This window comes from Stenotrophomonas sp. YJH_SMC_105-26, from assembly GCF_059368915.1.
The window spans coordinates 139,891-165,489 of sequence record NZ_JCAFSD010000003.1 but is presented as its reverse complement, the minus strand read 5'-3'; the positions used below and the strand labels follow the sequence as shown (position 1 = coordinate 165,489).

Genomic DNA, 25,599 nt, shown 5'->3' with positions numbered 1-25,599 from the left:
GTCGTGAGGCTTTGCTCACGCCACGCTTGGCTCCGCGCACTGGATCAACAGCCCACCAACCGGTCGGCACCGAGACCGCCGCGATGCTGGCTGCGGTACTCGGTAGGGCTCGCGTCGACCTGACCGCGGAAGTGCCGACGGAACGATTCCTGCGAACCAAAGCCGGCCTGTTCTGCAATCCACTGCAGCGGCCGGTCAGTGGTTTCCAGCAGCTCGCGCGCGAAAGCCACGCGCTCGCGGATCAGCCAGTCGATCGGCGACAGGCCGGTGGCGTCCAGGAACTGCCGCTGCAGCGTGCGTTGGCTGAGCGCGGCCTGCTCGGCGAGGCTGCCCAGTGAGTGGGGCTCGCGCAGGTTGCGGCGCATCCATTCCATCAGCTTTGCCAAGCGGGTGGGCTCGCCGTGGGGAATGGCGCGGCTGACGCGCTGGCTGCGCCCGGCATCACGCCATGGTGCCAGGACCAGCCGTTCGGCCACCAGGTTGGCCACGCGCGCGCCGTAATCCTTGCGCACCATGTGCAGCATCATGTCCATGCCGGTGGCCGAGCCGGCCGAAGTGATGATGCTGCCGGTATCCACGTACAGCGCATCCTCGCGCACATCGATGCGTGGGAACTCGCGTGCCAGCGCTTCGGTGAGGCGCCAGTGGGTGGTGGCCTGGCGGCCATCGAGCAGCCCGGCCCAGGCCAGCACGAAGGCACCGGAGCAGATCGAGGCGATGCGCGCGCCACGTGCGTGGGCACGGATCAGTGCATCGAGCAGTGCCTGCGGTGGGCGCTCGCTGGGTTCGCGCCAACCGGGGATGACGATGATGTCGGCGTCATCAACCGCGCTGAGATCGTAGGGAAGCTGCACCTGCGCATTGCCGAGCATGCGCAGCGCACCGGGTTCGCCCGCGCACAGCTGGGTGCGGTACCAGGCCACGCCGAGTTCCGGCCGCACCGGCGCGAACAGGCCGACCGCGCAGCCGAATTCGAACAGCCCCTGGCCGTGGCAGGCGACGATGGCAACGAGCGGCGCGGTGGGATCGGCGGGTGGGCTGGGCATGGCCTGATGCTACGGGTGGCGGTGCGTGGCGTTGCGTGATGCGCGGGCATGAGGTGATGCCGGGCGGGCATATGGGAACCGGGGTCGGATCCCTTCCGCAGGAAGGGCTCTGACCCCGTGGTGGGGAGGCGTGCGTGGGGTCAGAGCCCTTTCCTATGGAAAGGGATCCGACTCCGTGGGGGACCCCGTGCGCGTGCGCCGCCTAACGTCATTACCAGCGGTCATGTGGGTGGCCGGATGTTACGGCTGGGTGACGCGATCGCGCCTGTCGCACCAGGTGAACAGGCCCTTGAATGGAAGCGTGTTTCCGGCCCACCCCCACGAGCCCCCATGCCTGCCGCCCACGCCCCTGTCCTGAGCGCTCTCGCTGTTCTGATCACAGCCATCCTTGCCGCCTCGCCCAGCCATGCGGCTGAAGCAGACGCAGATCCTGCTGCCACCGCCGCGACGGCCAACGTGGCCGCGTCCACGCTGGATGCGGTGGTGGTCACCGGCTCACGCACCAGCACGCGCACGGTGAAGAACAGTTCCACGCCCATCGATGTGATCTCTGCAGAGGACCTCGCCGCCACCGGGCAGGGCAACCTGCTGGAAGCGCTGCAGCGCAGCCTGCCGTCGCTGAGCCAGATCGGCGGCTACCAGAGCGACCAGGAGAGCCTGATCCGTGGCTACCAGCTGCGCAACCTGTCACCGGGCTACACGCTGGTGCTGGTGAACGGCAAGCGCCGCAATGCCAGTGCCTATGTGAGCGGTGCCAATGGGGGCGGCTTCCCAGGCCATGCGTGGGCGGACCTGGCGTTGATTCCGGTGTCGGCCATCGACCACGTGGAAGTGCTGCGTGATGGTGCGTCGGCCATCTATGGCTCGGACGCGATCACCGGCGTGGTCAACGTGATCCTGAAATCGCAGGCGCACGGTGGCGATGTGTCGGTGGAGAGCGGGCAGAGCATCGATGGTGATGGTTCGCGTACCAGCGTGCGCGCCAATGTCGGGCTGCCGTGGGGCCAGGATGGCTTCGTCAACCTGTCCGGCGAGAACACGCGGCAGCACCACGCGATCCGCACCCGTCGCTACATCGATGGCTACCTGAGCTATCCGGCAGTAGATGCCAACGGCAACCGGGTCGCACTGCGCCCGAACAATCGCTTGCCGACGGGTGCATCGCCGAACCCGGCCGAGGCCAACCGCGATGCCGAGGCCAACACCATCCTCAGTTCGCCGTCGTACGCGTTGAAGGCTTTCGCAGTGAATGCAGGCCATGGCCTGGGCGAGAGCGCGCAGTTCTACGCCAACGCCACGGCCAGTGACCGCACCGCGCAGGCGATCCAGAACTTCCGCCTGCCGGCGACCATCTTCACCACCTACAAGGCACCCGGCGTGCTGAGCGTGTTTCACGATGGCTTCCTGCCGGTGCTGGAGACCAAGGAAAAGCAGTACACCGGCACTGCGGGCGTGAAGGGGCAGATCGCGGGCTGGGATTACGACGCCAGCCTGACCGGCAACCGCAGCACGGTGCGCACCTATACCCGCAATTCGGTGAACTACTCGCTGCCGTATCCCGGTTCGCCCACTGACTTCTATGACGGCAAGCTGGACTACCAGCAGGGGATCGCCAACCTCGACCTGCGCCGTGGCTTCGAGGTGGCCGCCTTTGCGTCGCCGCTGGAAGTGAGCGCAGGCGCCGAGTACCAGCACGAACAGTACGAACGCGGGGCCGGGCAGTGGGAGTCGTACACCGGCTTCGGTGCCGCAGCCTTCGTCGGCTATTCGACTGCCGACGCGGTGAAGGCGACGCGCAACAGCAAGGCGGTCTATGTGGGCGCGGCCAGCAACATCACCTCGCGCTGGTATCTGGATGCCGCGGCGCGCTGGGAAGATCATTCCGACTTCGGCAGTGTCTCCACTGGCCGCCTGACCACGCGCTTCGACTTCACCGACGCGTTGGGTGTACGCGCGATGGTCAGCAACGGCTTCCATGCGCCCAGCCTGGGCGCACAGTTCTACCAGGCCACGGGCAGCTGCCCGTGCGGGACCACGCTGGTGGCGCAGGTGTCTTCACCGGCGGCGGTTGCGCTGGGTGCTGCGCCGCTGAAGCCCGAGAAAGCCACCAACTACAGCCTGGGCGTGACCTGGGACCCGAGCCCGGCGTTCCATCTGGCCGTGGATGCGTACCAGATCGACATCCGTGGCCAGCTGGGCCAGTCCAGCCAGATCGGCTACAACGCGCAGGATCCGGCGCGCATCACCGACAACAGCGGTACGGTGCTGAGCGCGGCGCAGAAGAACACCATCGATGCGCTGCTGGGTTCCGCCGGCATCAGCATCCTGCCGGGTGATGCGTTCTACGCCAGCTACTTCACCAATGTGGGCAATACCCGCACGCGCGGTGTCGAGCTGACCCTGGAAGCCAACCAGGACACTGCGTGGGGCAAGCTGCGCTGGAGCTACGCGGCCAACGTCGGCCGTACCACCATCCAGAAGGTGAGCGACATTCCGGCGGCGCTGCAGGGGCTGCCGAACATCAACCTGCTGACCAAGAGCAGCGAATACGCGCTGCGCTTCCGCACGCCCAGCTACACCCAGGTAGCCGGGCTGGGCTGGCAGAACGGGCGCTGGCGCTCGAACGTCGATTTCACCTACTACGGCCCGATCAAGCGCCTGAACAACGGCGTGGAGTACAAGCAGCCGCCGGTGCTGGTGACCAACCTGTCCGGCGGCGTGGAGCTGGGGGCGGGCTGGAGCGCGGCGCTGGGGATCAACAATGTGTTCGACAAGCGCACGCGCAAGGTGCCGGAGTACGCGCGCAGTGCTACCGATGTGGCCAGCATCGAGACGACCTGGGACAACGGCGACGTGTTGGGCAACGTCGGGGCGTATTGGTATGGGCGGATCAGTTACCGGTTCTGATCTGGGGCAGCCGAGCATGGCTCGGCTCTACAAAGGCGGGAAGCAGCCGAGCATGGCTCGGCTCTACAAAAGACGAAGGACGGCCGGAGGTAGTTCGGCATTATCGAGGAGCAGTTCATGTCTTCTGCATTGAAGGTGGTTGCATTGGTGGGGTCGCCGACCAGTGCGGCGACATCGCGCACGTTGCTGCTGGTGCGGCATCTGCTGGCGTCGCTGCAGCAACGCGTGCATGCCAGCGTGGAGCTGGTGGAGCTGGCGCCGATCGCGCGCTCGCTGGGCCAGTCGTTGTCCCGCGATGAGGCGGGGCCGGAGGTGGAGCAGGCGCTGCAGAGCATCGAGGCCGCAGAGCTGCTGGTGGTGGCCGCGCCGGTCTATCGCGGCTCGTATCCCGGGTTGTTCAAGCACCTGGTCGACTTCGTCGGGCTGGAGGCGCTGGTGGATACGCCGGTGCTGCTGGCAGCGACCGGTGGCAGCGAGCGCCATGCGCTGGTGATCGACCACCAGTTGCGGCCGTTGTTCAGTTTCCTGCAGGCGCACACGCTGCCGATCGGGGTGTATGCCACGCCTGCCGACTTCGACGGCGAGCACATCAACAGTGCTGCCTTGCAGGCACGCATCGCGCTGGCAGCCGAGCGTGCGGCCGGCCACCTGGCGACGCAGGCGCTGGCGGTAGCGGCGCCGCTGCGACGCATCGCCTGACGCCATAACCGGCGGCGCTTTGCTTATGGCCACGCTGCATCTGCATGGCCGGATCTGACCGCCGATTGTCGCCAGGCGTCGCTGCCGCAGCCGCCGGCATCTCTAGCATCGATATCGAAGCGGCATCGCATTGCCGGCCCAGATGAGGACCCCCCCAGTGACGCTCGACGCAGCAAGCAAACCCATCCTGTTCCTGCTCGATCGCGAGTTCGAGGACGGCCAGATTCCCGGCCAGCGCTTCTTCTGCCGGCACAGCCTGTTGCTGGAAGGTGCACTGTCGAGCATCGACGGCCTTGATGCGCAGCTGGACGTACGTCGCATCGGCTTCGCGCGGCCGCGCCGCGAGGTGATCGCCGAGATCGGCGAGCAGGACCAGTCGTTGCCCAAGCTGGTGCTGCCGCAGGGCGTACGCAGCGACCTGGCCAGTGGCGCGCACCAGGACCGGCAGTACATCTCCGGTGCCGAACCGATCCTGGCCGCACTGAACGGATTGCTCGGCATTCCCGTGGCCCACCCCTGAGCGAGGACGCGACCGTGAGCTATCAGATCAGCGTGCTGGACAAGAGCCCGGTGGCCGAGGGCGCTTCGCCGGAGCAGGCGCTGCGCAACAGCCTGCAGCTGGCGCAGCGCGCCGAACAGCTGGGCTATCACCGCTACTGGTTTGCCGAGCACCATGCCGCACCGACGTTGGCCAGCCCTGCACCGGAAGTGCTGGCGGCCTGGGTGCTGGCGCAGACCCGGCGCATCCGCATCGGCAGTGGCGGGGTGATGCTGCGCCACTACGCGCCGTACAAGGTGGCGGAGAACTTCAACCTGCTGGCGGCGCTGGCGCCGGGGCGCGTCGATCTGGGCGTGGGCAAGGCCCCCGGCGGCCTGCCGGCCTCGACTGCCGCGCTGGCAGCCGGGCGTCCGCCGTTCGCCGACTTCGACCAGCAACTGCGCGACCTGGAGGGTTATCTGGCCGGCGCCGAAAGCGAGGCGCTGGCGCGGCCGGTTCCGCAGCAGGCGCCGGAGCGTTTCCTGCTCGGCGCAAGTCCACAGAGCGCAAAGCAGGCGGCCGAACTGGGCTGGCGCTTCGTCTACGCCGCGCACTTCGATGGTGACCCGAAGCACATCGAGGCCGCGTTCGACGCCTATCGCAGCGTCGCCTCGCAGCCACCGCTGCTGGCCACGGTGGCCTTCGCCGCACCGACTGCTGAAGCCGCAGCGCGTCACATCGGTGCGCTGCGGGTCTACAAGCTGCACCTCGGTCCCGGGCAGGCGGTGAACCTGCCCAGCCCGGAGGCGGCTGTCGAGTACGCGCGCCAGGTGGGCGTGGCCGACTTCCGCATCGAGGAAACGCGCCCCAGCGTGCTGTCCGGCGATGCGCAGCACGTGCGCGGCGAACTGGATGCGCTGCACCGGCGTTTCGGCGTGGGCGAGTTCATCCTCGATGCGCCGGTGGCCGACCTCGACGCACGCCTGACATCCCTTGAACTGCTGTCGCCCGCGCCGCGCGCGGCGGTGGCCTGACCTGCAGGAGCGTTTCCCATGAGCACGACCCCGCGCCACATTCCGTTCGGCATCATGCTGCAGGGCCCCGGCAGCCACATGCATGCCTGGAAGCACCCGTCCAACCCGGCCGATGCCAGCGTCAACCTGCAGTTCTACATCGACATCGCGCGCACCGCCGAAGACAACGGCATCGCCTTCGGCTTCGTGGCCGACGGGTTGTATATCAACGAGAAGTCGATCCCGCATTTCCTCAACCGTTTCGAGCCGATCTCGCTGCTGTCGGCGCTCGCTACGGCGACGAAGAAGATCGGCTTGGCCGGTACGCTGTCCACCTCCTACAGCGACCCATTCACCGTCGCCCGCCAGTTCGCCTCGCTGGATCTGCTCAGCGGCGGCCGCGCCGGCTGGAACGTGGTGACGTCGCCGTTGGAGGGCTCGGGTCGCAATTATGGCCGCCCACATCCCGAGCATGCACTGCGCTACCAGATCGCCGACGAGTACCTGGAGGTGGTGCAGGGGCTGTGGGATTCCTGGGATGACGATGCCTTCGTGCGCGAGCGCGACAGCGGTACTTTCTTCGCGCCGGAAAAGTTCCGCCGCCTCGACCACAAGGGCCGCTTCTTCCAGGTGGAAGGCCCGCTCAACATCCAGCGTTCGCCACAGGGCCAGCCGGTGATCTTCCAGGCCGGTTCGTCCGACGATGGCATCGCGCTGGCCGGCAAGTACGCCGATGCGGTGTTCACCCATTCGCCGTCGCTGGAAGAAACCCGCGCGTTCACCCAGAAGGTGAAGAACTCGGCGATCGCGCATGGCCGCAGCGGCAACGACGTGAAGATCTTCCCGGGCATCGGCCCCATCGTCGGCCGTACTGTCGAAGAGGCCGAAGCCAAGTACCAGGCAATCGCCGCACTGGCCACGCTGGAGGATGCACTGGCCTACCTGGGACGCTTCTTCGACCACCACGATTTCAGCCAGTACGATCCGGACGCGCCGTTCCCGGACCTGGGTGAGATCGGCAGCAACTCGTTCCGTTCCACCACCGACCGCATCAAGCAGGATGCGCGGGAGAAGGGGCTGAGCCTGCGCCAGGTGGCATTGGAAGCCGTGAGTCCACGACCGAACTTCATCGGTACGCCGGAGCGCGTGGCCGATGAGCTGATCCGCTGGTTCGATGCCGGTGCCAGCGACGGCTTCATCCTCGGTTTTGCGGCACAGCGCGAAGGCCTGGACGATTTCGTGACCCAGGTGCTGCCGATCCTGCAGGCGCGCGGCTACCACCAGCGCGAGCTGGAAGGGCAGACCCTGCGCGAGCATCTGGGCCTGCCGTACAAGGCCAGCCGCCATTCGACCGATGCCGAGCCGGCGCGGAAGGCGGGGTAGGGCAATGAGCGGAGACACTGCGGCAGCAACGGGCCATGCCCGGCGGGATTCCCAAACGACGGGCGTATTGCCCGAGATCGCGGCACGCGCCGAGGCCACCATCGCGATCCGCCATGACCTGCACCGCCACCCGGAGCTGGCCTTCGAGGAGCACCGCACCAGCGCCCGTGTGGCCGAGTTGCTGCAGCAGTGGGGCTATGAGGTGACCACCGGTCTTGGCGGCACCGGCGTGGTCGGCACGTTGCAGCGTGGGCAGGGCGGCCGTCGGCTGGGGCTGCGTGCGGACATCGATGCCTTGCCGATCCACGAAGACTCGGGGCTGGCCTACGCCAGCCAGACCGTCGGCCTGATGCATGCCTGCGGCCATGATGGTCACACCGCCATCCTGCTGTCTGCCGCGCATTACCTGGCCCATCACGGCACTATCGACGGCACCTTGCAGCTGGTGTTCCAGCCAGCCGAGGAAACCGGCTCAGGTGCATCGAAGATGATTGCCGACGGCCTGTTCGAGCGCTTCCCGGTGGATGCGATCTATGGGCTGCACAACTGGCCCGGCGTACCGGTCGGCCACTTCGGCTTCGTCGACGGCCCGGCGATGGCGTCGGTCGACTGGGCGCGGCTGAAGGTGATCGGCAAGGGCGGCCACGGTGCCGAGCCGCAGGGCAGCGTGGACCCGATCCTGGTCGCCGCGCACATCATCACTGCATTGCAGAGTGTGGTGTCGCGCAATGTCGACCCGCGGCAGATGGGCGTGGTCACCGTCGGTTCGATCCACGGTGGGCAGGCCGCCAATGTGATTCCGGACGTGGTCGAGCTGAAGCTGACCGTGCGCGCCTACCTGCCCGAGGTGCGCGACACGCTGCGCCGCCGGGTGACCGGGATTGCCGAGCAGACCGCTGCCGCTTTCGGGGCACGCGCCGAAATCGAGTTCCCGCGTGGCTTCCCCAGCGTGATCAACCACCCGCAGCAGACCGCCTACATCCGCGACGTGGCCGTACAGGGCTTCGGCCACGAACAGGTGGTGCCGGAGTTCGCGCCGCGCACCGCCAGCGAGGACTTCGCTTTCCTGTTGCAGGCACGGCCCGGGAGTTTCGTGTTCGTCGGCAACGGCGACAGCGCACCGTTGCACAGCCCGCGCTATGTGTTCAACGACGCGGCCATCGCACCGGCCGCCAGCCTGTGGGCGCGGCTGGCCGAAGACTATCTGGTGAAGGACGTGGCATGAGCAGCAACGAACGCTTCCTCTATACCTCGGTGGATGATCCATTGGCGCGGCCGCTGTTCGATGGCCTGGAGCAGGAGTACGACATCCGTTACGCCGACGTGCGCCGACGCATCGGCGGCAGCGCCCGCGAGGAGCTGCAACGCTATCCGGCGCAGGCCTTCGCGGCGCCGGTAGGCGCGTTCGTGCTGCTGCTGCGCGATGGTGTGGCGATCTCCGGCGGCGCCTTCATGCCGCACCGCGATCCGGACACCGCCGAATTCAAACGCATCTGGACGCTGCCCGGGCTGCGCCGGCAGGGCATCGCGCGTCGCGTGCTTCAGGAACTGGAAGACCAGGCGGCGCGGCAAGGGTACCGGCGGGTGTTCCTGACCACCGGCTTCCGCCAGCCTGAAGCCGTCGGCCTGTACCTCAGCCACGGCTACACCGCGCTGTTCGACCTGCAGGCCGACCCGGAAACCATCGCGCATCTGCCGTTCGAGAAGCACCTGAGCGTATCGGCGCCGGTCGTTGTGCCATCACAGGCCATGCTGCACGGAGCCCACGCATGAGCACGCCTTCGACTGCGCTGGATGGCATTGCCGCACCCCCCGCGCCAGCACCGGCGTTGAAGATCGTGCCGGCCCGGCATCCGCTGCAGGTCTTCGGCACGGTGCTGGCACTGGCGCTGATCCTGATCGGGCTGCAATCCGTGCTGGGCAATCCGCGCTGGGGCTGGGGCACGTTCGCCGAGTGGTTCTTCGCACGGCCTGTACTGGAAGGCCTGGGTCGCACGCTGCTGCTGACCGCGCTCGGTACCGGCCTCGGCTTCGCACTGGGTACCTTGCTGGCGCTGGCCCGCGTGTCCGGCTCGCCGCTGCTGTCGGCGGTGTCGTGGGGCTATGTATGGCTGTTCCGTTCGATCCCGCTGCTGGTGCTGTTGCTGCTGCTGAACAACCTGGGCTACCTGTACAGCACCATCGAACTGGGCGTGCCGTTCACCGGCATCAGCCTGTTCTCGTACCCGACCACGCAGCTGATCGGCGTGTTCACCGCCGCAGTGCTGGGCCTCACCTTGAATCAGGCCGCGTTCTCGGCCGAAGTGATCCGTGGTGGCATCCTCTCGGTCGACCATGGCCAGTACGAGGCGGCAGCGGCACTTGGCCTGCCGCGTGGCCGCCAGGTGCGCCGCATCATCCTGCCGCAGGCGATGCGTTCGATCCTGCCGGCCGCGTTCAACGATGTGATCGGCCTGGCCAAGAGCACCTCGGTGGTCTACGTGCTGGCGCTGCCGGAGCTGTTCTACACCGTGCAGGTGATCTACCGCCGCAACCTGGAAGTGGTGCCGCTGCTGATGGTGGCCACGGTCTGGTACCTGGTGATCCTTACCGTGCTGTCGCTGCTGCAGCGGCGGGTGGAGCAACGCTTCGCGCGTGGCCAGCTGCAGCGCGAGCGCTCGGTGTCGCGGGTCTCATCGCCCCCGCGTGTGCAGAGCGATGCCGCGCCGCGCGTAGCAAGCCGCCCGCGTATCGCCACCCAGGTTGAAGCGGGCGAGGGCGCGGCGGTGTCGCTGCATGGCGTAGGCAAGGTGTTTGGCGATCAGCCGGTGCTGGAAGACGTGCACCTGGACCTGCGTGCCGGCAGCGTGACCGTGCTGATCGGCCCTTCGGGCGCCGGCAAGTCCACGCTGCTGCGGCTGATCAACCACCTGGAACGCGCCGACGCCGGTTACGTGACTGTCGGCGGCCAGCTGATCGGCTACCGCCGCGAGGGCGACACCCTGTACGAGTTGCCCGAGCGCGAGATCCGACGCCGCCGTGCGGAAGTGGGCATGGTGTTCCAGGGCTTCAACCTGTTCCCGCACCTGACCGCGCTGGAGAACATCATCGAGGCACCGATCGCGGTGCGCGGCGTGCCGCGACCGCAGGCCGAGCAGCAGGCGCGCACGCTGCTGGAACGGGTCGGCCTGGCCGACAAGGCCGATGCCTTCCCGCGCCAGCTGTCCGGTGGCCAGCAGCAGCGCATCGCAATTGCGCGGGCACTGGCGCTGCAGCCGAAGGTGCTGCTGTTCGACGAACCGACCTCGGCGCTGGACCCGGAACTGGTGGCCGAGGTGCTGAGCGTGATCGAGGAGCTGGCCCGCTCCGGCACCACGCTGGTGATCGTCACCCATGAGCTGAGCTTCGCCCGCCGCGTAGCCGATCACGTGGTGATGATGGACCAGGGCCGGGTGATCGAGCAGGGCACGCCCGAGGTGCTGTTCGAACGCCCGCGCCAGCAGCGCACCGCCGATTTCCTGGCCAAGACCCTGTAACCCCGGAAGGAACACCATGAGCCCTGCAGCACCGCGTCGCCCCTCGCGCAGCACCCTGTTGATCGTGGGGGTGCTGGTCATCGGCATCGCCGGCATCGTCTACTCGCGCGTGCGCCAGGCCCCGGAGGCTGCCGCTGTGGCCGCGACCAGCCTGGCCGGTACCAACACCGCCGTGCTGAAGGGCACGCTCGACCCGAAGGCGCAGGCCTTGATCCCTGCGGGCTACCACTTCGTCACGCCGGGCGCATTCACTGTGGCGACCCACCCGGGGCAGCTACCGCTGGCCGACTACGGCGCCGACAGCAAGGACGTGGTCGGCATCGAGCCGGACATCGCGCGGCTGATCGCGGATGCGTTGGGCCTGAAGCTGGTGATCGTGCCGGTGGCCTGGGCCGACTGGCCGCTGGGGCTGGAGTCGGGCAAGTACGATGCGGTGCTGTCGAACGTGACGGTCACCGAGGAACGCAAGAAGAAGTTCGATTTCTCCAGCTATCGTTACGACCTGCTGGGCATCTACACGCGCAGCGACGGGCCCATCCATAAAATCGAAAAGCCCGCCGATGTGGCCGGGCTGAAGGTGGTGGTCGGTGCCAGCACCAACCAGGACCAGATCCTGCGCCAGTGGGACCAGCAGAACATCGCGGCGGGATTAAAGCCCGTGGAATACCAGTACTTCGATGACGCGGTGGTCGGGCGATTGGCGGTGATCACCGGCCGTGCCGATGTGTCGTTCGAGCCCAACGCCACCGGCGCCTATTCCGCACGCGACGGTAAGGTGCGGCGCGTCGGCCTGTTCCCCGGTGGCTGGCCGAACGCTGCGGCGATCTCGGTGACCACGCGCAAGGGCAGCGGCCTGGCTGATGCAGTGACGCAGGCGCTGAACACCCAGATCGCCAGTGGCACCTACGCGCAGGCGCTGAAGCGGTGGAACGTGGCCGAGGAAGCCGTGCCGCAGTCGCAGACCAACCCGCCGGGATTGCCGACGTTGCAATGACACCGGGCGTGGCCCGGCGCGACCTTCGCTTGTAGAGCCGAGCGATGCTCGGCTGTTTTACCAACGCGCCTCCAGCGTTCTGAACGGTTTCGCCAGGCGCACGCCCTCGGCGTCGAAGTCGGAAACGCTGCGTCCGTCCACACGCACCGTCTTCGGCATCGTGCGCGCCGGCCACCAGACCTTCACCGCCGTTCCGCCGCGCAGCCCTTTGCCCAGCGCCACCGTCAGCACTCCGTCGCGCTGCCGCGCCTGCATCTGCAATGTGCCATACGCCGTCGGCAGGCGCTCCACCGCCAATCCATTCCCCGCCACCCACGAGGGCGGTGTGCCCGGCAGCAGCGAGAGCGCATCATCGTCTTCGCGCATCAGCATGCCGAACAGGGTGCGGCCGTATTCGGCGCCGATCCAGGTATGCGGCATGTCGCCGAGGTAGCGCGGGAAGCGCAGCCGTGAATGCACTACTTCGGCCAGCACCTGCCATTCAAGCGGGCGCCGGTCATGAAGCAGGCCCTGCAGCAGCTCGTCAGCCACGTCTGGCTGGCCCAGGTGCACATAGCTCAGCACGTTGCGGATCTCGTACGGCGTGTAGGCATACAGCGCACCGGGCTGGCTGCGCTTGCGCACGTCTTCCAGGTAGCGGGCGAAGGTGGTCCGCAACGCATCTGCCGGCAACACGCTCTGCGCGCCGGTCGGGTCCAGGGCGATCGACACGCCCGTGGGGTCACCATCGCCAAGATCGGCCGATGACGGAATGAAGTCGATGCCCTTCCACGCCATCGTTGCGCGGATCGAGGCACGCAATGCGTCGTACAGCGCTTTGTACTGCTCGCGCGCCCAACGGGCGGTTTCGTGGTCGCCCAGTGCCTCGGCCAGCCACGCGCCGTCGTGCCACCCCTTCAGGCCCCAATAGTCATCCCAGTAGCTGTGGGTGGGTGATGGATAGCCCTCATGGCTGATCGATGGTGCAAGGATGCCCGCAAAGCGTTCCGGGGCAGGCTGGTCAGCCTTGTATCCGGGCACCAGCGTGCGCTCGCGCAGTTCCTGCAGGAAGTGCAGCGCGGCCTTCACCTTCGGCAGGTAGTCACGCACCGACTCGGGTCCGCCATCCAGCCGTGCAACGTCGGCGACCAGCGCCACGTACTGGCCCTGGCTGTCGTACTCGATGTCCGAACCGAAGCCGGTGTTGACGCTGCCATCGTCATTGAGGATCGGCGAGACCAGGCCGTTGGCATGTACGCCGTGTTCGCTGTACCAGGCCAGGTAGTCGCGCGCGACCTTGGCCTCGCCCATGCGCAGCAGCACGGCCGAGGTGGCCATGCCGTCGCGGATGAAGGAGCGGTTGTAGTTGCGCGGGCCGGGCTGCATCGCCGGGCCGGTCTGGTTGATCAGCATGTAGGCGGCCTGCGCGCGCAGCATGTCCACCAGTGATGGATCGGGCAGGCGCAGGCCGACCTGGCCCAGCCGTGCCTGCCAGTCCGCGGACGCCTGCGTGGCCAGTGAATCGAACGCCGCATTGGCATCGCGGGGAAGCGTGGCCAGATCCAACGCAGGCGCTTCGGGCAGCACGCCATTGGCATCCGCGGCGGCGGTGCCCAACGGGAACGCGACCACGATGGCATCGCTGGTTCCCGGCGCCAACGAGACGCGGTAGTCCAACGCAGCCGAGGCAAGACCCTGGTCATCATGCGCCTGTTGCGCGGAAGGCAGTTGGCCGGCAGCGATGTCCGCGGTGATTTCCGTGGCGCCATCCCTGCCGAACGGCGCCGCGCCGGACGCAGCCACTGGCGTGAGCGACTGCAGCAGCGTGCGGCCATTGATGCGCACGGATTGCCTGTCGATGGCCACATCGCGGATCGGCGACAGCCCGCCGTTCTGCCATGGCGGGTTCATCTGCATCGGGCGCACGACCAGGCTGAGCGTGCCGTCGATCCGGGTTTTTCCGGTGTTGTGCAGGCGATGACGCAGGAACGTTACCGGCTGGCCGTTGCGCTCGATGGCGAATACCTCGCTGCGCAACTCCAGCCCGGGCTGCGGTGACCACGTAGCGGAGGGCATCGGCTTCCAGCCATCCCGCAGCGCGTGCTGTATCGGCTGTCCTGCCGCGCCAGCGGCGCGGCCGTCAGCACTTCGCCAGATCGGCTGCACCAACGGCGCGCCCTTGAAGGCTTCCAGATTGCCGTATTCGTCGAAGATCGACTTCTGCCGGCCCGCATGCACGCCCACTGCGGTCCAATAGGTCTGCTGCATCTGCAACGACGCCGGGAACAACGCGCGCTGCGCGCCGCTGGCAGCGATCTGGTAGCGCTTCATCGGCGTCATCACGGCTTTCGGGCCGAGCAGGCGCAGGCGCGCGATCTGCGGTGCAGCGCCGTCCACGCTCAGGCGGAATGTACGTAACGGTTGTGCTGCAGTGGCGGCCAGCCAGCTTTGTCGATGATTGGCCGCTTGTGCATCGTGTGCGAGGTCCTGCCAACGGCCCTGTGCATCCTGCACCTGCAGTCGCGCGGCGCCGCGCGCGCCATCGGCCCAGCCGACGACCAGGCCAGCCGTTGATTGGGCCCGCGGCAGCGTGATCTCGAACGTATGGGATCCATTTGCCCCGGCCGGCATCGCGACGGTGCCGCCGCCTTGCCAGAGCGCCGCTGCCTGCGTTGCATCGATACCGCTGATGCGTGCGCTGAGCGTGCTGTCCAGTGGCTCCATCTCGAAGATCGACACGCCCCAATCGGAGGTGCGCTGCGGGCTGGCCAGCCGCAGGTAGCGTGCCTGCCGCGGCGCGAAGTACAGCGTTTCCACGTCGCCCAGCGAATCGGCCATCGTGTACGCGGTCTGCCACTGCCTGCCATCCAGTGAGGTCTGCAGTGAATAGCCTTCCGGGTTGGAGACATCCCAGGTAAGGCGCGCACCGGCCAGCAGGGTGGGCGCGCCCAGATCGATCTGGAACCAGTGGCCCGGACTGAAGGCGCCGCCGGTGACGGTCTTCGGGTCGCCGTCGATCAGGTGGCCGATCGCCATTGCCGGCACCTGCTGCGCGGAACTGCTGGCCTGCCATTGGCTGCGCGGTGGCAGCGTCTGTGCCTGTGCGCTGGAGGCCAGGGCTGCCAACAGCAGGGCACCGGCAGGACGCAACAGGAAAAGCGGTGTGGAGACCTTGGAGCGTTCGGCGCGCAACGTCATTACAGACAGCCTCGCAGGTTCGACCGGAATCGGGCGAGCGCTACGCTAGCAAGGGATGTAATCGGTTACATGACGCACTGCAGCGCCGCAGGCCGCTTGCGTGGTTGACGCAGCCGAGCATGGCTCGGCTCTACATGGCTTCCGGCAGGTCAAACGGCATCCCCCGCTAAAGCTCCACCGTCTCCCACCATCGCGTACCCGCCTGCGGCGCCTGCATGTCCAGTGCTTCGCCCATCATCGGCGTGGCCACCGGCACGTTCTTCGCGGCTGCCAATGCCGTGATGCGTTCGAACGGCTGCTGCCATGCGTGCAGGGCCAGGTCGAAGGTGCCGTTGTGGATCGGCAGCAGCCACTTTCCGCGCAGGTCCAGGTGCGCCTGCAGGGTCTGTTCCGGTTGCATGTGCACGAACGCCCAGCGCGGATCGTAGGCGCCGGTCTCGATCATGGTCAGGTCGAACGGTCCGTACTTCTCGCCGATGGCCTTGAAGCCATCGAAGTAGCCGGTGTCGCCGCTGAAGAAGATGCGGAAGTCGCCGTCCTGGATCACCCATGACGCCCACAGGCTGCGGTCGCTGTCACCCAGCCCGCGGCCGGAGAAGTGCTGGCCCGGGGTCGCGGTCAAGCGCAGGCCACTGGCTTCAGTCGACTGCCACCAGTCCAGCTGTTCCACCTTGCTGGCGTCCACACCCCATGCAATCAGCTGGTCGCCGACGCCGAGCGGTGCGATGAAGCGCGCGGTCTTGCCGGCCAGCTGCATTACCGCGGCATGGTCGAGATGGTCATAGTGGTTGTGCGAGAGGATCACGCCGGCGATGGGCGGCAGTTCGTCGATGCTGATCGGCGGTGCGTGGAAGCGCGCCGGCCCCATCCACTGCACCGGTGAGGCGCGCTCGGAGAACACCGGGTCGGTCAGCCAGTACTGGCCACGCAGCTTCAGCAGGATCGTGGAGTGCCCAAGCCGGAACAGGCTGCGATCCGGCGCAGCATCCAGGGAGGCGCGGTCCAGCGGCTTCACCGGAATCGGGTGGGCGGGCACGGTGCCCTTGGGCTTGTTGAACAGGAACGTCCACCAGATCTCCGCACCGTCGCGCAGGCCCATCGCCGGACGGGGCAGGGCATTGCGGAACTTGCCGTCGCGGTACTGCGGCGAATCGGGGAAGTCGGGGAGGGACCAGGACTTGCAGAAGGTGTAGGCGGTCACGGCGAGGATTCCAAGCAGGAGGACAAGGAGCAGGCGCTTCATGGGTGACGTCCGCTGGGTACACTGCACAGTGTAGTTTCGCATTTTTCAAAAGTACACTACTGGGTGTAAAATGGTGGCGTCCGTTCAGCTATCCGGTCTCCGCCATGCCCCGTGCCCCACAACGCCTGACCGACCGCAAACGCGAGGACATCGTGCGCGCGGCGGTGGAGGAGTTCCGTGCATCGGGCTACGAGGCGACCAGCATGGACCGCATCGCCGAGGTGGCCGGGGTCTCCAAGCGCACCGTCTACAACCACTTCCCGAGCAAGGAAGCGCTGTTTTCGATGATCCTGGAGGAGCTGTGGGAACGCAGCGTGGCCAGCGACGCACTGCCGTATCGCGCGGACCAGCCGTTGCAGGCGCAGCTGCTGCAGTTGCTGGGCCAGAAGCTGGAACTGCTCAGCGATGCCAACTTCATCGACCTGGCACGGGTGGCGATGGCCGAGGTCATCCACTCACCGGAGCGGGCGCAGGCCATCGTCTGCCGCATGGGCGAGAAGGAAAGTGGCGAGAGTGCGTGGATCCGCGCAGCGATCGCCGATGGCCGGTTGCGAGAGGTTGATCCGGAATTCGCCGGCCACCAGCTGCATGGGCTGGTGAAGAGCTTTGCGTTCTGGCCGCAGGTGACGATGGGGCAGCCACCGTTGACCGCGCAGGAACGCGCACGCGTCGCCGAATCGGCGGTGGCCATGTTCCTGGGTTTCTACGCGGTCTAGCTGGCGGCGAAGCGACGGAACTCGTCGGCCGGCAGTGCGGCCGAGTAAAGATAGCCCTGGCCGACATCCACGCCCAGCGCGCGCAGGTGCTGTTCCTGCGCCAGGGTTTCGGTCCCCTCGGCCACCACGATCGCGCCGCAGCGGTGCGCGACTTCGACGATGAAGCGAACGATCGACTGCGACTTGGCGTCGGACAGCGTGGCGATCAACGCCTGCTCGATCTTGACCTCGGCGATGGCCAGCTGCGAAAGCAGGATCAGGGTCGAATAGCCCGCGCCGAAATCATCCAGCGACAGGGTGACTCCGGCCGCCAGCAGCTGTGCGATGTTGGCATCGACCAGGTCACGCTCGACGATCTCGGTCCACTCGACGATTTCCAGCCGCAGCATCGCGCCGGGGATGTCGTGCAGCTGCAGCAGTTCCTGCAGGCGCAGGCCGAAGTCGGGCAGGCGCAGGGATTCGGCTGACACATTGACTGCGATGGTCAGCGCCGCGCCGTCCTGCCGGCAGTGCTGCAGGAAGTGCACCGCCGACTGCAGCGTGGCCCATTCCAGGTCTGCCAGCCGGCCCTGCCGGCGCAGCAGCGAGATCACCCGCATCGGTGCAATCGGCCGGCCTTCGCCATCGCGCATGCGCAGCAGCGCTTCGGCGCCGACCAGCTGGCGGTCCTGCAGGCGATGCTTGGGCTGGTAGCACAGCGGTGCGTCGCCCTGCTGCAGCCAGCGTTCGAGGGCGGCTTCGATCAGGGCGTCGATCTCGCCGTCGCGCTGGATCGGGTCGTCGAAGAACACGACGCCGGATTCGATCGCGCTCAGTGCCACGGTGATCGCGCGGAACGGAAGATGTCCTTCGTCGGCATCAACGGGGGGCTTCAATTCAACCACCGCACAGCGGAACAGCGGCCGGAAGCCAGGCCAATCGCGGCCGACCCGATCGGCCAGGTTGCTGGCCAGCTCGGTGATCTGCGGTTGTATGCGCAGTTCGGACAAGGTCATGCCGCGCACCAGGATCGCCAGCGCGGCATCACCGAACTGGTAGACCTCCACGTCGTCCACCGCCAGCGATGGCAGCAACCGGTGGACGTCGGCCGGTGTATCGCGCTGCCACAGGCCGTTGTCCTGCAATGGCCCGTAGCGCAGGCGCAGATCGCGCAGGTTGCCCATCTCGGCCACGATCAGGCAGGCCTTGCCGATGCCGTCGTTGTCGCGCCAGTACCGCTGCAGGCGTTCACCGAGCGCACGCATGTTGGGCAGGCCGCTGATCGGATCGATGCGCAGCCACGCCTGTTCGCGCTGGCGCTGCGCATCGATCTGGGCATCGTTGTAGACCAGTGCGAACACTGCGCCGAGTACCAGCAGCGAGACCGGCAGTGCCAGCACACGCTGGATCGCCAGTTCGGCCACCGGTAGTTGATCGGCCCCAATGATCGCCACACCCAGCGCCAGTCCCAGGGCGGTCATCCCGATACGCACGGACCACGCCTGCAGGATCATGCGTGGCGAGAGTTCGTTGAGCATGCGCGGGTGCAGGCGCCTGCGCAGCCAGACGCCGGCCACCATCTGCAACACGGCCTCGAGGCTGGCAGGCAGGAAGAACTGGGTGCCGACGAACTGGTAGCGGGCGAGCAGGGCGGCGGCCAGGCAGGCCAAGCCGCCGCGCCAGCCACCGAGCAGGCCACTGACCAGCAGGATGTCGAAGCCGAGGTGCAGCTTGACCACACCCTGGGTGTAACGGGCCACGAACCAGGAATTGAACAGGTAGATCAGGCCCAGCGCTACGCCGACATACAGGCGCCGTCCTTCAATGGCGTGCCCGGCGCGACGGGTGGCGATCAGCAGCACGCCGATCATGCCGATCACCGCCGTGGCCTGCAGCAGGTACAGCGGCAGGCTGGGCAGGGCGCTGTCCAGGACCTGGGCCGAGACCCGTGAAAGCGCATCCATAGCAGGTTCCCGCCTGTGACCGACGGCCAGTGACGAGCAGGGTAAACCACAGGCGCCTGTGCGGCCACCAAGGGCCAGGCCAAGGTCCCTGCGGTCAGTAGCGCGGGTCGGCGATGGCGGGCAGCACCAGTTCGCGCACGAAGGAGGACGGTGACAGCTGCAGCAGGGTGCGTACCATCGCCACGACATCATGGACCGGCACCAGTTCGCCGTCGCCGCGCGCTGCGGCGTCCGCTACCGGCACTGACAGTGCATCGTCGGTGTTGAGGTAGCCCAGCTGCAGGCTGGTTACCGCCAGGCGCCGATCCCGGAAGCCTTCGCGCAGCGCATCGGCGATGCCGTTGAGCGCGAACTTGGATGCGCCGAACGCCACTTCCGGGCGGCCGCTGCGCGGCAGCGCCGAGGTCGAGCCGGTCAGCACCAGTTGTGGACGTGCTGCGCCCAGTACCCTCGGCAGCAGGCGCCGCAGCAGCACCAGGGTGGCGGTGATGTTGACGTCGACCAGCTGGGCAAGCGCGGCATCGCTTTCGTCGAGGAAGGCGTACCCGTCGCTGAAGGCCGTCTCTTCCCAGATGCCCAGGTTGTGGATGAGCACATCCAGATCGGCCGGCGCCTGCGCTGCGATGTGATTGGCAGCAAGGGTGGGCTGGGACAGATCCGCTTCGATCCACTGCAGGGTGACGCCCTCGGGGCATTCGAGGTCGTGCGGGCGGCTGCGCGAAACGCCGATGACGGTGTCGCCCGCACTGCACAGGCCTTCGACGAACGCTCGACCGAGGCCCCTGCTGGCGCCGATGACCATCAATTTCATGTGGCTTCCTTGTTGTGCGGCGGCGGCCTCAGTCGGCCGCCAGAATGGTGTCCCAATCGGCGAACGCGCGCAGGCCGCTGCGTCCGGCGGTGATGATCGAGGCGGTGTTGTCGAGCTGGCAACGGTATTGCGGCTGCAGCCCGGACGCCCGCGCGGACACGGCCATGGCGTGTACCAGCTGTCGCGCGTGACCGCGACCGCGGGCCTCGGGCAGGGTCAGTACGCCCATATCGGCGAAGGCTGGATCCAGGCTCCAGGGGTACATGCTTCCCGCAGCGACCAGGCGCTCGCCGTCGAAGGCACCGAACACCTGCCAGTGATCCAGCTCGACCCATGCGGCATCGAGATCGTCCTCGCTGGCGGTGGCCTGGAACGCGTTGAACGCTGCCGCGTCGGTCGCGCCGAGGCGGCGGATATGTGGTGGGGCAGGGTGTTCGGCGAGGGCGGCGAGTGTTGCGGTGGGGAAGTAGAAGACACGATCCGCGCCGTGCGAATGCTGGCCGAGCTGCTGCAAGCGCTGTTGCAGCTGCGCCAGTGTCCAGTGCGGTTGCGTACGCAGTTGCAGGCGAGCGGCCAGGGCAGGACGCAACAGCGCTCGGGCGGGGCCCGCGACCGGCTGTAACAGCATGCCGTCCTCACCCTCATCGACATCATCGCTGCACGCCAGGTGCAGCTGCGGCCCCTGCTGCAACGTGCGCTGGCCGGCGAACACGCGCTGCCAGGCAGCATCGATCAACGGGGAAATCGCATCATCCATGACAAACGGTTCGCTCAGTGTCGGGGCAGTTCAACCTGGAGGCCTGCGGCCTTCCATTCGGGATAGCCGGCGGCCAGTCGCTGCGCGCTGAGGCCGGCTTCGCGCAGCATCATCACTGCATCGTTGGACAGCACGCAGTAGGGCCCGCGGCAGTACGCGACAATGTGGACGGCGCGCGGCAGTTCGTCCATCCGCGCGTGCAGTTCCGTAGCGGGAATGTTCAGCGCGCCGGGCAGGTGGCCCAGATCGAATTCCTCGCGCGGCCGCACGTCCAGCAGTACCACGCTGTCGCGTTGCTCCAGCAGCTGCTCGACGGTCAGCCCTTCCAGTGCATCGCGGCGCTGCAGGCTGTCGGTGAGGACGCCCTGCATTTCGCTGCGCTGGTGGTCGGCATAGTCGCGCAGCGCGGCCAGCAGGTTGGCCAGTGGGCCGTCAGCGCTGCGGTAGAGGATGCGCTTGCCGTCACGGCGGGTCTGCACCAGGCCGGCACGACGCAGCTGCTGCAGGTGCTGGGAGGTATTGGCCACCGACAGGCCACTCAGTTCGGCCAGGCGCTCGACCGCACGCTCGCCCTGGGCGATGTGCTCCAGCAGGGCCAGGCGGTGCGGGTGGCCCAGGGTGCGGGCGATCTCGGCCAGCGCTTCCAGCGCGGACGGCGGCAGCTCGGTTGCAGCGTTCATGCCGGGCACGCTAGCATCGCTCTATCATTCAAGCAAATAATTGAAGGTTGGCGGAATGAGTGGCTGCGCGACGACATTGGTGATCGATGCGGTAGTGATCGGCGTGGGCGCGACCGCGCTGATGGATCTGTGGGCGTTGCTGCAGTGCAGGCTGCTCGGCATTCCGTCGCTGGATTTTGCGATGGTCGGCCGCTGGCTCGGCCACCTGCGGCGTGGGCGCTTCCGCCATGAGGGCATTGGTCGTTCGCTGCCGGTGGCCGGCGAGCGCGCGCTGGGGTGGACCGCGCATTACGTGATCGGTGTGGTCTTCGCCGCGGTGTTGCTGGCCGTGGTCGGGAACGGTTGGGTGCAGGCACCGACCCTGTGGCCGGCGCTGGCCTTCGGCATTCTCAGCGTTGCCGCGCCGTTCTTCATCCTGCAGCCGGGCATGGGCGCCGGCATTGCCGCTTCGAAGACCCCGGCGCCTGGCAAGGCGCGGCTGCGCAGCCTGGTGGCACACAGCGTGTTCGGCGCAGGCATGTACCTTTCCGCGCTGCTGTTGGCCGGGGTCCGTGCAGGATGAGCGAGAATCCGTGGGTCACCGGCAGCAGGAGCATCCCGCCATGGAAGCACCCGATCCCTTCACTGATGGCATGCCGCTGCCGTGGGCGTGGCGGGAAACATTGGCCGATGCGCGCATCGAGCGACAGTCGATCGGCGTATCGCGCGCAGACGTCGCCCGTGTGCATCGCCCGGGACAGGCTGATGCCTTCCTGAAATCGGAAGTGATCGACGCCTTCAGTGAGCTGGGCGATGAAATTGCCCGCCTGCGTTGGCTGCAAGGCCAGGGGCAGCCGGCGCCTGCAGTGATTGCCACTGCCGAAGAAGCGGGCCGGCGCTGGTTGCTGATGAGCGCGCTGCCCGGCCGCGACCTGGCCTCGTCGCCTGAGCTTCCGCCCCAGCGCCTGGTGGAACTGCTGGCCGATGCGCTGCGGGGCCTGCATGCCATACCTGTGGCGGCCTGTCCGTTCGACCAGCGGCTGGCCTCGCGCCTGCAGGCCGCGCAGGCACGGGTCGAGGCGGGCCTGGTCGACGCCGATGACTTCGATGACGAGCGCCTGGGGCAGAGCGCACAGCAGGTGTTCGCCGAACTGCGCGCTACCCGGCCCAATCACGAGGATCTGGTGGTCAGCCACGGCGACGCCTGCCTGCCGAACCTGCTGGCAGCCGAAGGCCGTTTCAGCGGTTTCATCGACTGTGGCCGGCTGGGTGTGGCCGATCGCTACCAGGATCTGGCGCTCGCCGCGCGCAGCCTGGTCCACAACTTCGGCGACACGCGCTGGGTCGCGCCGCTGTTCCGGCGCTATGGCGTTGTGCCCGACGAACGGCGGCTGGCGTTCTACCGTCTTCTCGACGAGTTCTTCTGAAACCTCGGAGGGCAGCGTAGGCAGGGCTGAACGGTGCCCTGCCGGCGGATCCGGGCGCCCTTAAAAGTGGACGAACGTTCGTTCACTATTTGTGGCATGAACCGAGCCGACCGCAACGAGCAACGCATCGCGCAGATCCTGCAGGCCGCCCTGCAGTGTTTCCTCGTGAAGGGCTTCCACCAGACCAGCATGCGTGACATCGCGCAGGCGGCCGGCGTCAGCCTCGGCAATCTCTACAACCACTTCCCGGGCAAGGAGGCGATCATCCTTGCGGTGGCCGTGGCCGAAGGCGAGGAACTGGCACCGTTGCTGCAGCGACTGGCCGCGTCCGATGGCGAGCGCGCACGGGTGCTGGTTTTCCTTCAGGACTTCCACGCACTGTGCCGGCAACCGGAGTGGGCAACGCTCGCCGTCGAAGTGCTGGCCGAGAGCGCACGCAATCCGGCCGTGGCCGAGGCATTTGCGGCCAATCGCAGGCAATTGCAGGCGACGCTGGCCGAAGCCCTGCAGCAGGTGGCACGGCGCGAACGTCGGCGCCCCGTGCTGGCCCCGGCACTGCAGGCACAGGTGCTGCTGGATGCCATCGAAAGCGATGCCCTGCGCCGAGGGCTGGGCGAAGCCGGGGGCACCGATGAGGCATCGCTGGATCTCGGCCTGCTTGCGCTGCTGCTGGGCGCACGCGCATGAGCGCCGTCGACCGGCGACTGCACGGCGTTGATCTGGCGCGTTACCTGGCCTTGGCCGGCATGGTGCTGGTCAACTTCCGCCTGGCGATGGCCGTGCCGGCAGAGGGCGCCGGATGGTTGGCAGGCGTCTTCCACTTTCTGGAAGGCAAGGCTTCGGCGACGTTCGTTACGCTGGCCGGGTTGGGCCTGGTACTGGGCACGCATCGGCAGGGTTGGTGGCCGGCCAGTGTGCAGACCTGGCGGCGCGCACTGTTCCTGCTGGTGCTGGGCCTGCTCAACCTGACGCTGTTCCCGGCCGATATCCTGCATTACTACGCGGTGTATTTCGCGCTGGCCGTGCTGTGGCTGCGGGCCTCGCCGCGGGTGTTGCTGGCCAGCATCGTGGGGATCGCGGCCTGTTCGTTCTGGGCGTTGCTGCACTGGGACTACAGCCAGGGATGGAACTGGCAGACGCTGGAATACGCCGGTCTGTGGCAATGGCCGGGCGCGGCCCGCAACCTGCTGTTCAACGGGTTCCATCCGCTGCTGCCGTGGCTGTGCTTCTTCCTGCTGGGCATGCTGCTGGCGCGGCTGCAACTGTCGCAACCGCGGGTCCAGCGCGCGCTGCTGGTGCTGGGCCTGATGCTGATCGTGGCTGGACATGGCGTGCAGCAGCTTGCGCAGGGAACGCCCTGGCAGGCGTGGCTGGGAACGCAGCCGATGCCACCGGGACCGGCCTACGTACTCACAGGCGCGGGCGCGGCCTGCAGTGTCATTGCAGCCTGCCTGTGGCTGACGCGTGTACGACCGGGTGACTGGCTGGAACCGTTCACCGCGGCCGGGCGCATGACCCTGACCCTGTACGTCGGCCATATCCTGCTGGGCATGGGCACGCTGGAAGGCCTGGGCCTGCTCGATGGCAATGCGTCGCTCGCGTCGGTGCTGCTGTGGGCATTGTTGTTCCTGATGCTGGCCACGGGCGCAGCGTGGCTGTGGTCCTGGCGGTTCGCGCGGGGCCCATTGGAAGCGGTGATGCGACGCGTCGCCGGCTAGCACTTTGGTCGCGCAGGCACGATGTTGTGACGGACATGTCTGTGTCGCGGCCCGCGCATCTGCGATAGTGGCGGCAGGTAATACTCTCCGCTTGCATCCATGTCATTCGCTTCGGCGCAGCATCTCGGCGAAGTCCTTCAGCAGTCCTATGGCATCACCGCCAATGCCGTGGTGCCACGCCCGGTTGGCGCCGATGCCAACGCCAGTGTGTATCGCATCGATGCACGGCGCGGGCAATGGTGGTTGAAGTGCCGCAGTTACCAGGTTGCCCCTGCCGTCTGGGACACCCTGCATTGGCTGCGCGGCACGCTGGGCATCGAGGAAATCGTCGCGCCCTGGCCGGCCCTGACCGGTGGAGCGTCAGTGCAGCGCTGGGGCCTGCAGTTCACCCTGTTCCCGTATGTGGAAGGCCAGTCCGGCTTCGAGGCGGCGTTGAGCCGCACGCAGTGGCAACGATTGGGCGAGGTGCTGCGGCGCCTGCACGAGGCGTGCCCGCCACCGGCGCTGCAGAAGGCGCTGCCGAGCCTGCGGATGGAAACCGCGGCGCTTGATACGGTCGGGCAATGGCTGGCCGGCGAGGGCCTGGCGGCCGCCAGGGATGGGCTGGGCCGGGCCTTCGTATCCGTCTGGGACCAGCAGCATGCGCGCATCGCGGCGCTGCATGCGCAGGCACTGCAGCTGCACGCGGCGTTGCAGGATGTCCCGGTGCGGCTGCACCTGTGCCACACCGACCTGCATGCCGGCAATCTGCTGATGGGCAATGACGGCAGCCTGCACCTGATCGATTGGGATGGCCTGTCGCTGGCCCCGCGCGAGCGCGACCTGATGTTCATCGGTGGCGCGGTCGGTGGGCGCTGGGGGCGCGAGAACCCGTTGGGATTCGAGGAAGGCTATGGCAGTGACCGCGGCGATCCACGCTGGATCGCCTGGTACCGGCACTGGCGCATCCTGCAGGACCTGATCGAGTTCCAGCAGGTCCTGCTGGGCAGCGATGGAGAGGACCGTTCGCCGCAGCTGCGCCGGCAGTCGCTGCATTTCCTCAGCGAACAGTTCGCACCGGGCAATGTATTCGACGCGGCAGAGCGGGTGTATCGCGCGCTGTAGATCCACGCC

Annotated in this window: 22 protein-coding genes; 15 read left to right on the top strand and 7 right to left on the bottom strand. The window is 67.4% G+C overall.

Going from position 1 to position 25,599, the window contains the following annotated elements; all coding sequences use genetic code 11:
* Positions 1-44: 44 nt before the first annotated feature.
* Positions 45-1,046, bottom strand: coding sequence for a transcriptional regulator FtrA (ftrA, locus tag AC5P7F_RS10600; protein ID WP_014646895.1), 1,002 nt, complete (start codon positions 1,044-1,046; stop codon positions 45-47).
* Positions 1,047-1,376: 330 nt separating this feature from the next.
* Between ftrA and AC5P7F_RS10595 the strand changes: the two genes are divergently transcribed.
* The 9 genes from AC5P7F_RS10595 to AC5P7F_RS10555 all read left to right on the top strand — a co-directional run bounded on the left by AC5P7F_RS10595 (position 1,377) and on the right by AC5P7F_RS10555 (position 12,035).
* Positions 1,377-3,953, top strand: a complete 2,577-nt coding sequence (locus tag AC5P7F_RS10595; protein ID WP_164077577.1) for a TonB-dependent receptor domain-containing protein — start codon at positions 1,377-1,379, stop codon at positions 3,951-3,953.
* Between the two features lie 117 nt (positions 3,954-4,070).
* Entirely contained in the window at positions 4,071-4,652 is a 582-nt protein-coding gene (msuE, locus tag AC5P7F_RS10590) for an FMN reductase (protein ID WP_164077576.1), read from the top strand.
* A 157-nt stretch (positions 4,653-4,809) separates the two neighbouring features.
* A complete protein-coding gene (locus AC5P7F_RS10585) occupies positions 4,810-5,172 on the top strand; it encodes a DUF3088 family protein (RefSeq protein ID WP_032960011.1) in 363 nt (120 codons plus the stop codon).
* 14 nt (positions 5,173-5,186) lie between these two features.
* Entirely contained in the window at positions 5,187-6,164 is a 978-nt protein-coding gene (locus AC5P7F_RS10580; protein WP_069117071.1) for an MsnO8 family LLM class oxidoreductase, read from the top strand.
* Between the two features lie 18 nt (positions 6,165-6,182).
* Positions 6,183-7,526 carry an LLM class flavin-dependent oxidoreductase gene (locus AC5P7F_RS10575; RefSeq protein WP_046430278.1) on the top strand — a complete coding sequence of 448 codons (1,344 nt, stop codon included), beginning with the start codon at positions 6,183-6,185 and terminating at the stop codon, positions 7,524-7,526.
* Positions 7,527-7,530: 4 nt separating this feature from the next.
* Entirely contained in the window at positions 7,531-8,751 is a 1,221-nt protein-coding gene (locus AC5P7F_RS10570; RefSeq protein ID WP_164077575.1) for an amidohydrolase, read from the top strand.
* On the top strand, positions 8,748-9,299 hold the full coding sequence (locus tag AC5P7F_RS10565; RefSeq protein WP_164077574.1) for a GNAT family N-acetyltransferase: 552 nt from the start codon (positions 8,748-8,750) through the stop codon (positions 9,297-9,299). The genes AC5P7F_RS10570 and AC5P7F_RS10565 overlap by 4 nt, the downstream gene beginning before the upstream one ends.
* Positions 9,296-11,041 (top strand): ABC transporter permease subunit, encoded by a 1,746-nt coding sequence (locus tag AC5P7F_RS10560; protein ID WP_164077573.1) that lies wholly within the window; start codon positions 9,296-9,298, stop codon positions 11,039-11,041. The genes AC5P7F_RS10565 and AC5P7F_RS10560 overlap by 4 nt, the downstream gene beginning before the upstream one ends.
* Before the next feature lie 16 nt (positions 11,042-11,057).
* Positions 11,058-12,035: a transporter substrate-binding domain-containing protein gene (locus AC5P7F_RS10555; RefSeq protein WP_164077572.1), complete on the top strand. Its 978-nt coding sequence runs from the start codon at positions 11,058-11,060 to the stop codon at positions 12,033-12,035.
* A 57-nt stretch (positions 12,036-12,092) separates the two neighbouring features.
* Here the strand turns inward: AC5P7F_RS10555 and AC5P7F_RS10550 are convergent, their stop codons facing one another.
* A complete protein-coding gene (locus tag AC5P7F_RS10550) occupies positions 12,093-15,212 on the bottom strand; it encodes a galactose-binding domain-containing protein (RefSeq protein ID WP_164077571.1) in 3,120 nt (1,039 codons plus the stop codon).
* Positions 15,213-15,378: 166 nt separating this feature from the next.
* On the bottom strand, positions 15,379-16,455 hold the full coding sequence (locus tag AC5P7F_RS10545; protein ID WP_111206785.1) for an MBL fold metallo-hydrolase: 1,077 nt from the start codon (positions 16,453-16,455) through the stop codon (positions 15,379-15,381).
* A gap of 104 nt (positions 16,456-16,559) precedes the next feature.
* Between AC5P7F_RS10545 and AC5P7F_RS10540 the strand changes: the two genes are divergently transcribed.
* The gene (locus tag AC5P7F_RS10540; protein WP_164077570.1) at positions 16,560-17,171 is read left to right on the top strand and encodes a TetR/AcrR family transcriptional regulator C-terminal domain-containing protein; all 612 of its coding nucleotides are present in this window, start codon (positions 16,560-16,562) and stop codon (positions 17,169-17,171) included.
* Here AC5P7F_RS10540 and AC5P7F_RS10535 read toward each other — a convergent pair.
* The 4 genes from AC5P7F_RS10535 to AC5P7F_RS10520 form a co-directional block, all read right to left on the bottom strand.
* A complete protein-coding gene (locus AC5P7F_RS10535) occupies positions 17,168-19,114 on the bottom strand; it encodes an EAL domain-containing protein (RefSeq protein WP_164077569.1) in 1,947 nt (648 codons plus the stop codon). The genes AC5P7F_RS10540 and AC5P7F_RS10535 overlap by 4 nt on opposite strands.
* Before the next feature lie 94 nt (positions 19,115-19,208).
* Complete coding sequence (locus AC5P7F_RS10530) at positions 19,209-19,925, bottom strand: SDR family NAD(P)-dependent oxidoreductase (protein WP_111206787.1); 717 nt, start codon at positions 19,923-19,925, stop codon at positions 19,209-19,211.
* A 28-nt stretch (positions 19,926-19,953) separates the two neighbouring features.
* Positions 19,954-20,682 carry a GNAT family N-acetyltransferase gene (locus AC5P7F_RS10525; RefSeq protein WP_164077568.1) on the bottom strand — a complete coding sequence of 243 codons (729 nt, stop codon included), beginning with the start codon at positions 20,680-20,682 and terminating at the stop codon, positions 19,954-19,956.
* A gap of 14 nt (positions 20,683-20,696) precedes the next feature.
* Positions 20,697-21,362 carry an ArsR/SmtB family transcription factor gene (locus AC5P7F_RS10520; RefSeq protein WP_041863356.1) on the bottom strand — a complete coding sequence of 222 codons (666 nt, stop codon included), beginning with the start codon at positions 21,360-21,362 and terminating at the stop codon, positions 20,697-20,699.
* Between the two features lie 55 nt (positions 21,363-21,417).
* Between AC5P7F_RS10520 and AC5P7F_RS10515 the strand changes: the two genes are divergently transcribed.
* The 5 genes from AC5P7F_RS10515 to AC5P7F_RS10495 all read left to right on the top strand — a co-directional run bounded on the left by AC5P7F_RS10515 (position 21,418) and on the right by AC5P7F_RS10495 (position 25,590).
* Complete coding sequence (locus AC5P7F_RS10515) at positions 21,418-21,924, top strand: DUF2938 family protein (protein WP_164077567.1); 507 nt, start codon at positions 21,418-21,420, stop codon at positions 21,922-21,924.
* 40 nt (positions 21,925-21,964) lie between these two features.
* A complete protein-coding gene (locus tag AC5P7F_RS10510) occupies positions 21,965-22,768 on the top strand; it encodes an APH(3')-II family aminoglycoside O-phosphotransferase (protein WP_164077566.1) in 804 nt (267 codons plus the stop codon).
* A gap of 96 nt (positions 22,769-22,864) precedes the next feature.
* Complete coding sequence (locus AC5P7F_RS10505; RefSeq protein WP_014646914.1) at positions 22,865-23,455, top strand: TetR/AcrR family transcriptional regulator; 591 nt, start codon at positions 22,865-22,867, stop codon at positions 23,453-23,455.
* Positions 23,452-24,486: a heparan-alpha-glucosaminide N-acetyltransferase domain-containing protein gene (locus tag AC5P7F_RS10500; RefSeq protein ID WP_164077565.1), complete on the top strand. Its 1,035-nt coding sequence runs from the start codon at positions 23,452-23,454 to the stop codon at positions 24,484-24,486. Before AC5P7F_RS10505 ends, AC5P7F_RS10500 begins: the two co-directional genes overlap by 4 nt.
* Before the next feature lie 99 nt (positions 24,487-24,585).
* Positions 24,586-25,590 carry an aminoglycoside phosphotransferase family protein gene (locus AC5P7F_RS10495; protein WP_069117049.1) on the top strand — a complete coding sequence of 335 codons (1,005 nt, stop codon included), beginning with the start codon at positions 24,586-24,588 and terminating at the stop codon, positions 25,588-25,590.
* Positions 25,591-25,599: the final 9 nt, after the last annotated feature.

What these genes read in the sequence shown, in the direction of transcription:
- AC5P7F_RS10560 (WP_164077573.1), top strand. Translation starts at nt 9,296, where the DNA reads ATGAGCACGCCTTCGACTGCGCTGGATGGCATTGCCGCACCCCCCGCG.
- AC5P7F_RS10565 (WP_164077574.1), top strand. Translation starts at nt 8,748, where the DNA reads ATGAGCAGCAACGAACGCTTCCTCTATACCTCGGTGGATGATCCATTG.
- msuE (WP_164077576.1), top strand. Translation starts at nt 4,071, where the DNA reads ATGTCTTCTGCATTGAAGGTGGTTGCATTGGTGGGGTCGCCGACCAGT.
- AC5P7F_RS10540 (WP_164077570.1), top strand. Translation starts at nt 16,560, where the DNA reads ATGCCCCGTGCCCCACAACGCCTGACCGACCGCAAACGCGAGGACATC.
- AC5P7F_RS10545 (WP_111206785.1), bottom strand. Translation starts at nt 16,455, where the DNA reads ATGAAGCGCCTGCTCCTTGTCCTCCTGCTTGGAATCCTCGCCGTGACC.
- AC5P7F_RS10535 (WP_164077569.1), bottom strand. Translation starts at nt 19,114, where the DNA reads ATGGATGCGCTTTCACGGGTCTCGGCCCAGGTCCTGGACAGCGCCCTG.
- AC5P7F_RS10525 (WP_164077568.1), bottom strand. Translation starts at nt 20,682, where the DNA reads ATGGATGATGCGATTTCCCCGTTGATCGATGCTGCCTGGCAGCGCGTG.
- AC5P7F_RS10570 (WP_164077575.1), top strand. Translation starts at nt 7,531, where the DNA reads ATGAGCGGAGACACTGCGGCAGCAACGGGCCATGCCCGGCGGGATTCC.
- AC5P7F_RS10510 (WP_164077566.1), top strand. Translation starts at nt 21,965, where the DNA reads ATGGAAGCACCCGATCCCTTCACTGATGGCATGCCGCTGCCGTGGGCG.
- AC5P7F_RS10555 (WP_164077572.1), top strand. Translation starts at nt 11,058, where the DNA reads ATGAGCCCTGCAGCACCGCGTCGCCCCTCGCGCAGCACCCTGTTGATC.
- AC5P7F_RS10515 (WP_164077567.1), top strand. Translation starts at nt 21,418, where the DNA reads ATGAGTGGCTGCGCGACGACATTGGTGATCGATGCGGTAGTGATCGGC.
- AC5P7F_RS10505 (WP_014646914.1), top strand. Translation starts at nt 22,865, where the DNA reads ATGAACCGAGCCGACCGCAACGAGCAACGCATCGCGCAGATCCTGCAG.
- ftrA (WP_014646895.1), bottom strand. Translation starts at nt 1,046, where the DNA reads ATGCCCAGCCCACCCGCCGATCCCACCGCGCCGCTCGTTGCCATCGTC.
- AC5P7F_RS10595 (WP_164077577.1), top strand. Translation starts at nt 1,377, where the DNA reads ATGCCTGCCGCCCACGCCCCTGTCCTGAGCGCTCTCGCTGTTCTGATC.
- AC5P7F_RS10550 (WP_164077571.1), bottom strand. Translation starts at nt 15,212, where the DNA reads ATGACGTTGCGCGCCGAACGCTCCAAGGTCTCCACACCGCTTTTCCTG.
- AC5P7F_RS10500 (WP_164077565.1), top strand. Translation starts at nt 23,452, where the DNA reads ATGAGCGCCGTCGACCGGCGACTGCACGGCGTTGATCTGGCGCGTTAC.
- AC5P7F_RS10575 (WP_046430278.1), top strand. Translation starts at nt 6,183, where the DNA reads ATGAGCACGACCCCGCGCCACATTCCGTTCGGCATCATGCTGCAGGGC.
- AC5P7F_RS10520 (WP_041863356.1), bottom strand. Translation starts at nt 21,362, where the DNA reads ATGAACGCTGCAACCGAGCTGCCGCCGTCCGCGCTGGAAGCGCTGGCC.
- AC5P7F_RS10495 (WP_069117049.1), top strand. Translation starts at nt 24,586, where the DNA reads ATGTCATTCGCTTCGGCGCAGCATCTCGGCGAAGTCCTTCAGCAGTCC.
- AC5P7F_RS10530 (WP_111206787.1), bottom strand. Translation starts at nt 19,925, where the DNA reads ATGAAATTGATGGTCATCGGCGCCAGCAGGGGCCTCGGTCGAGCGTTC.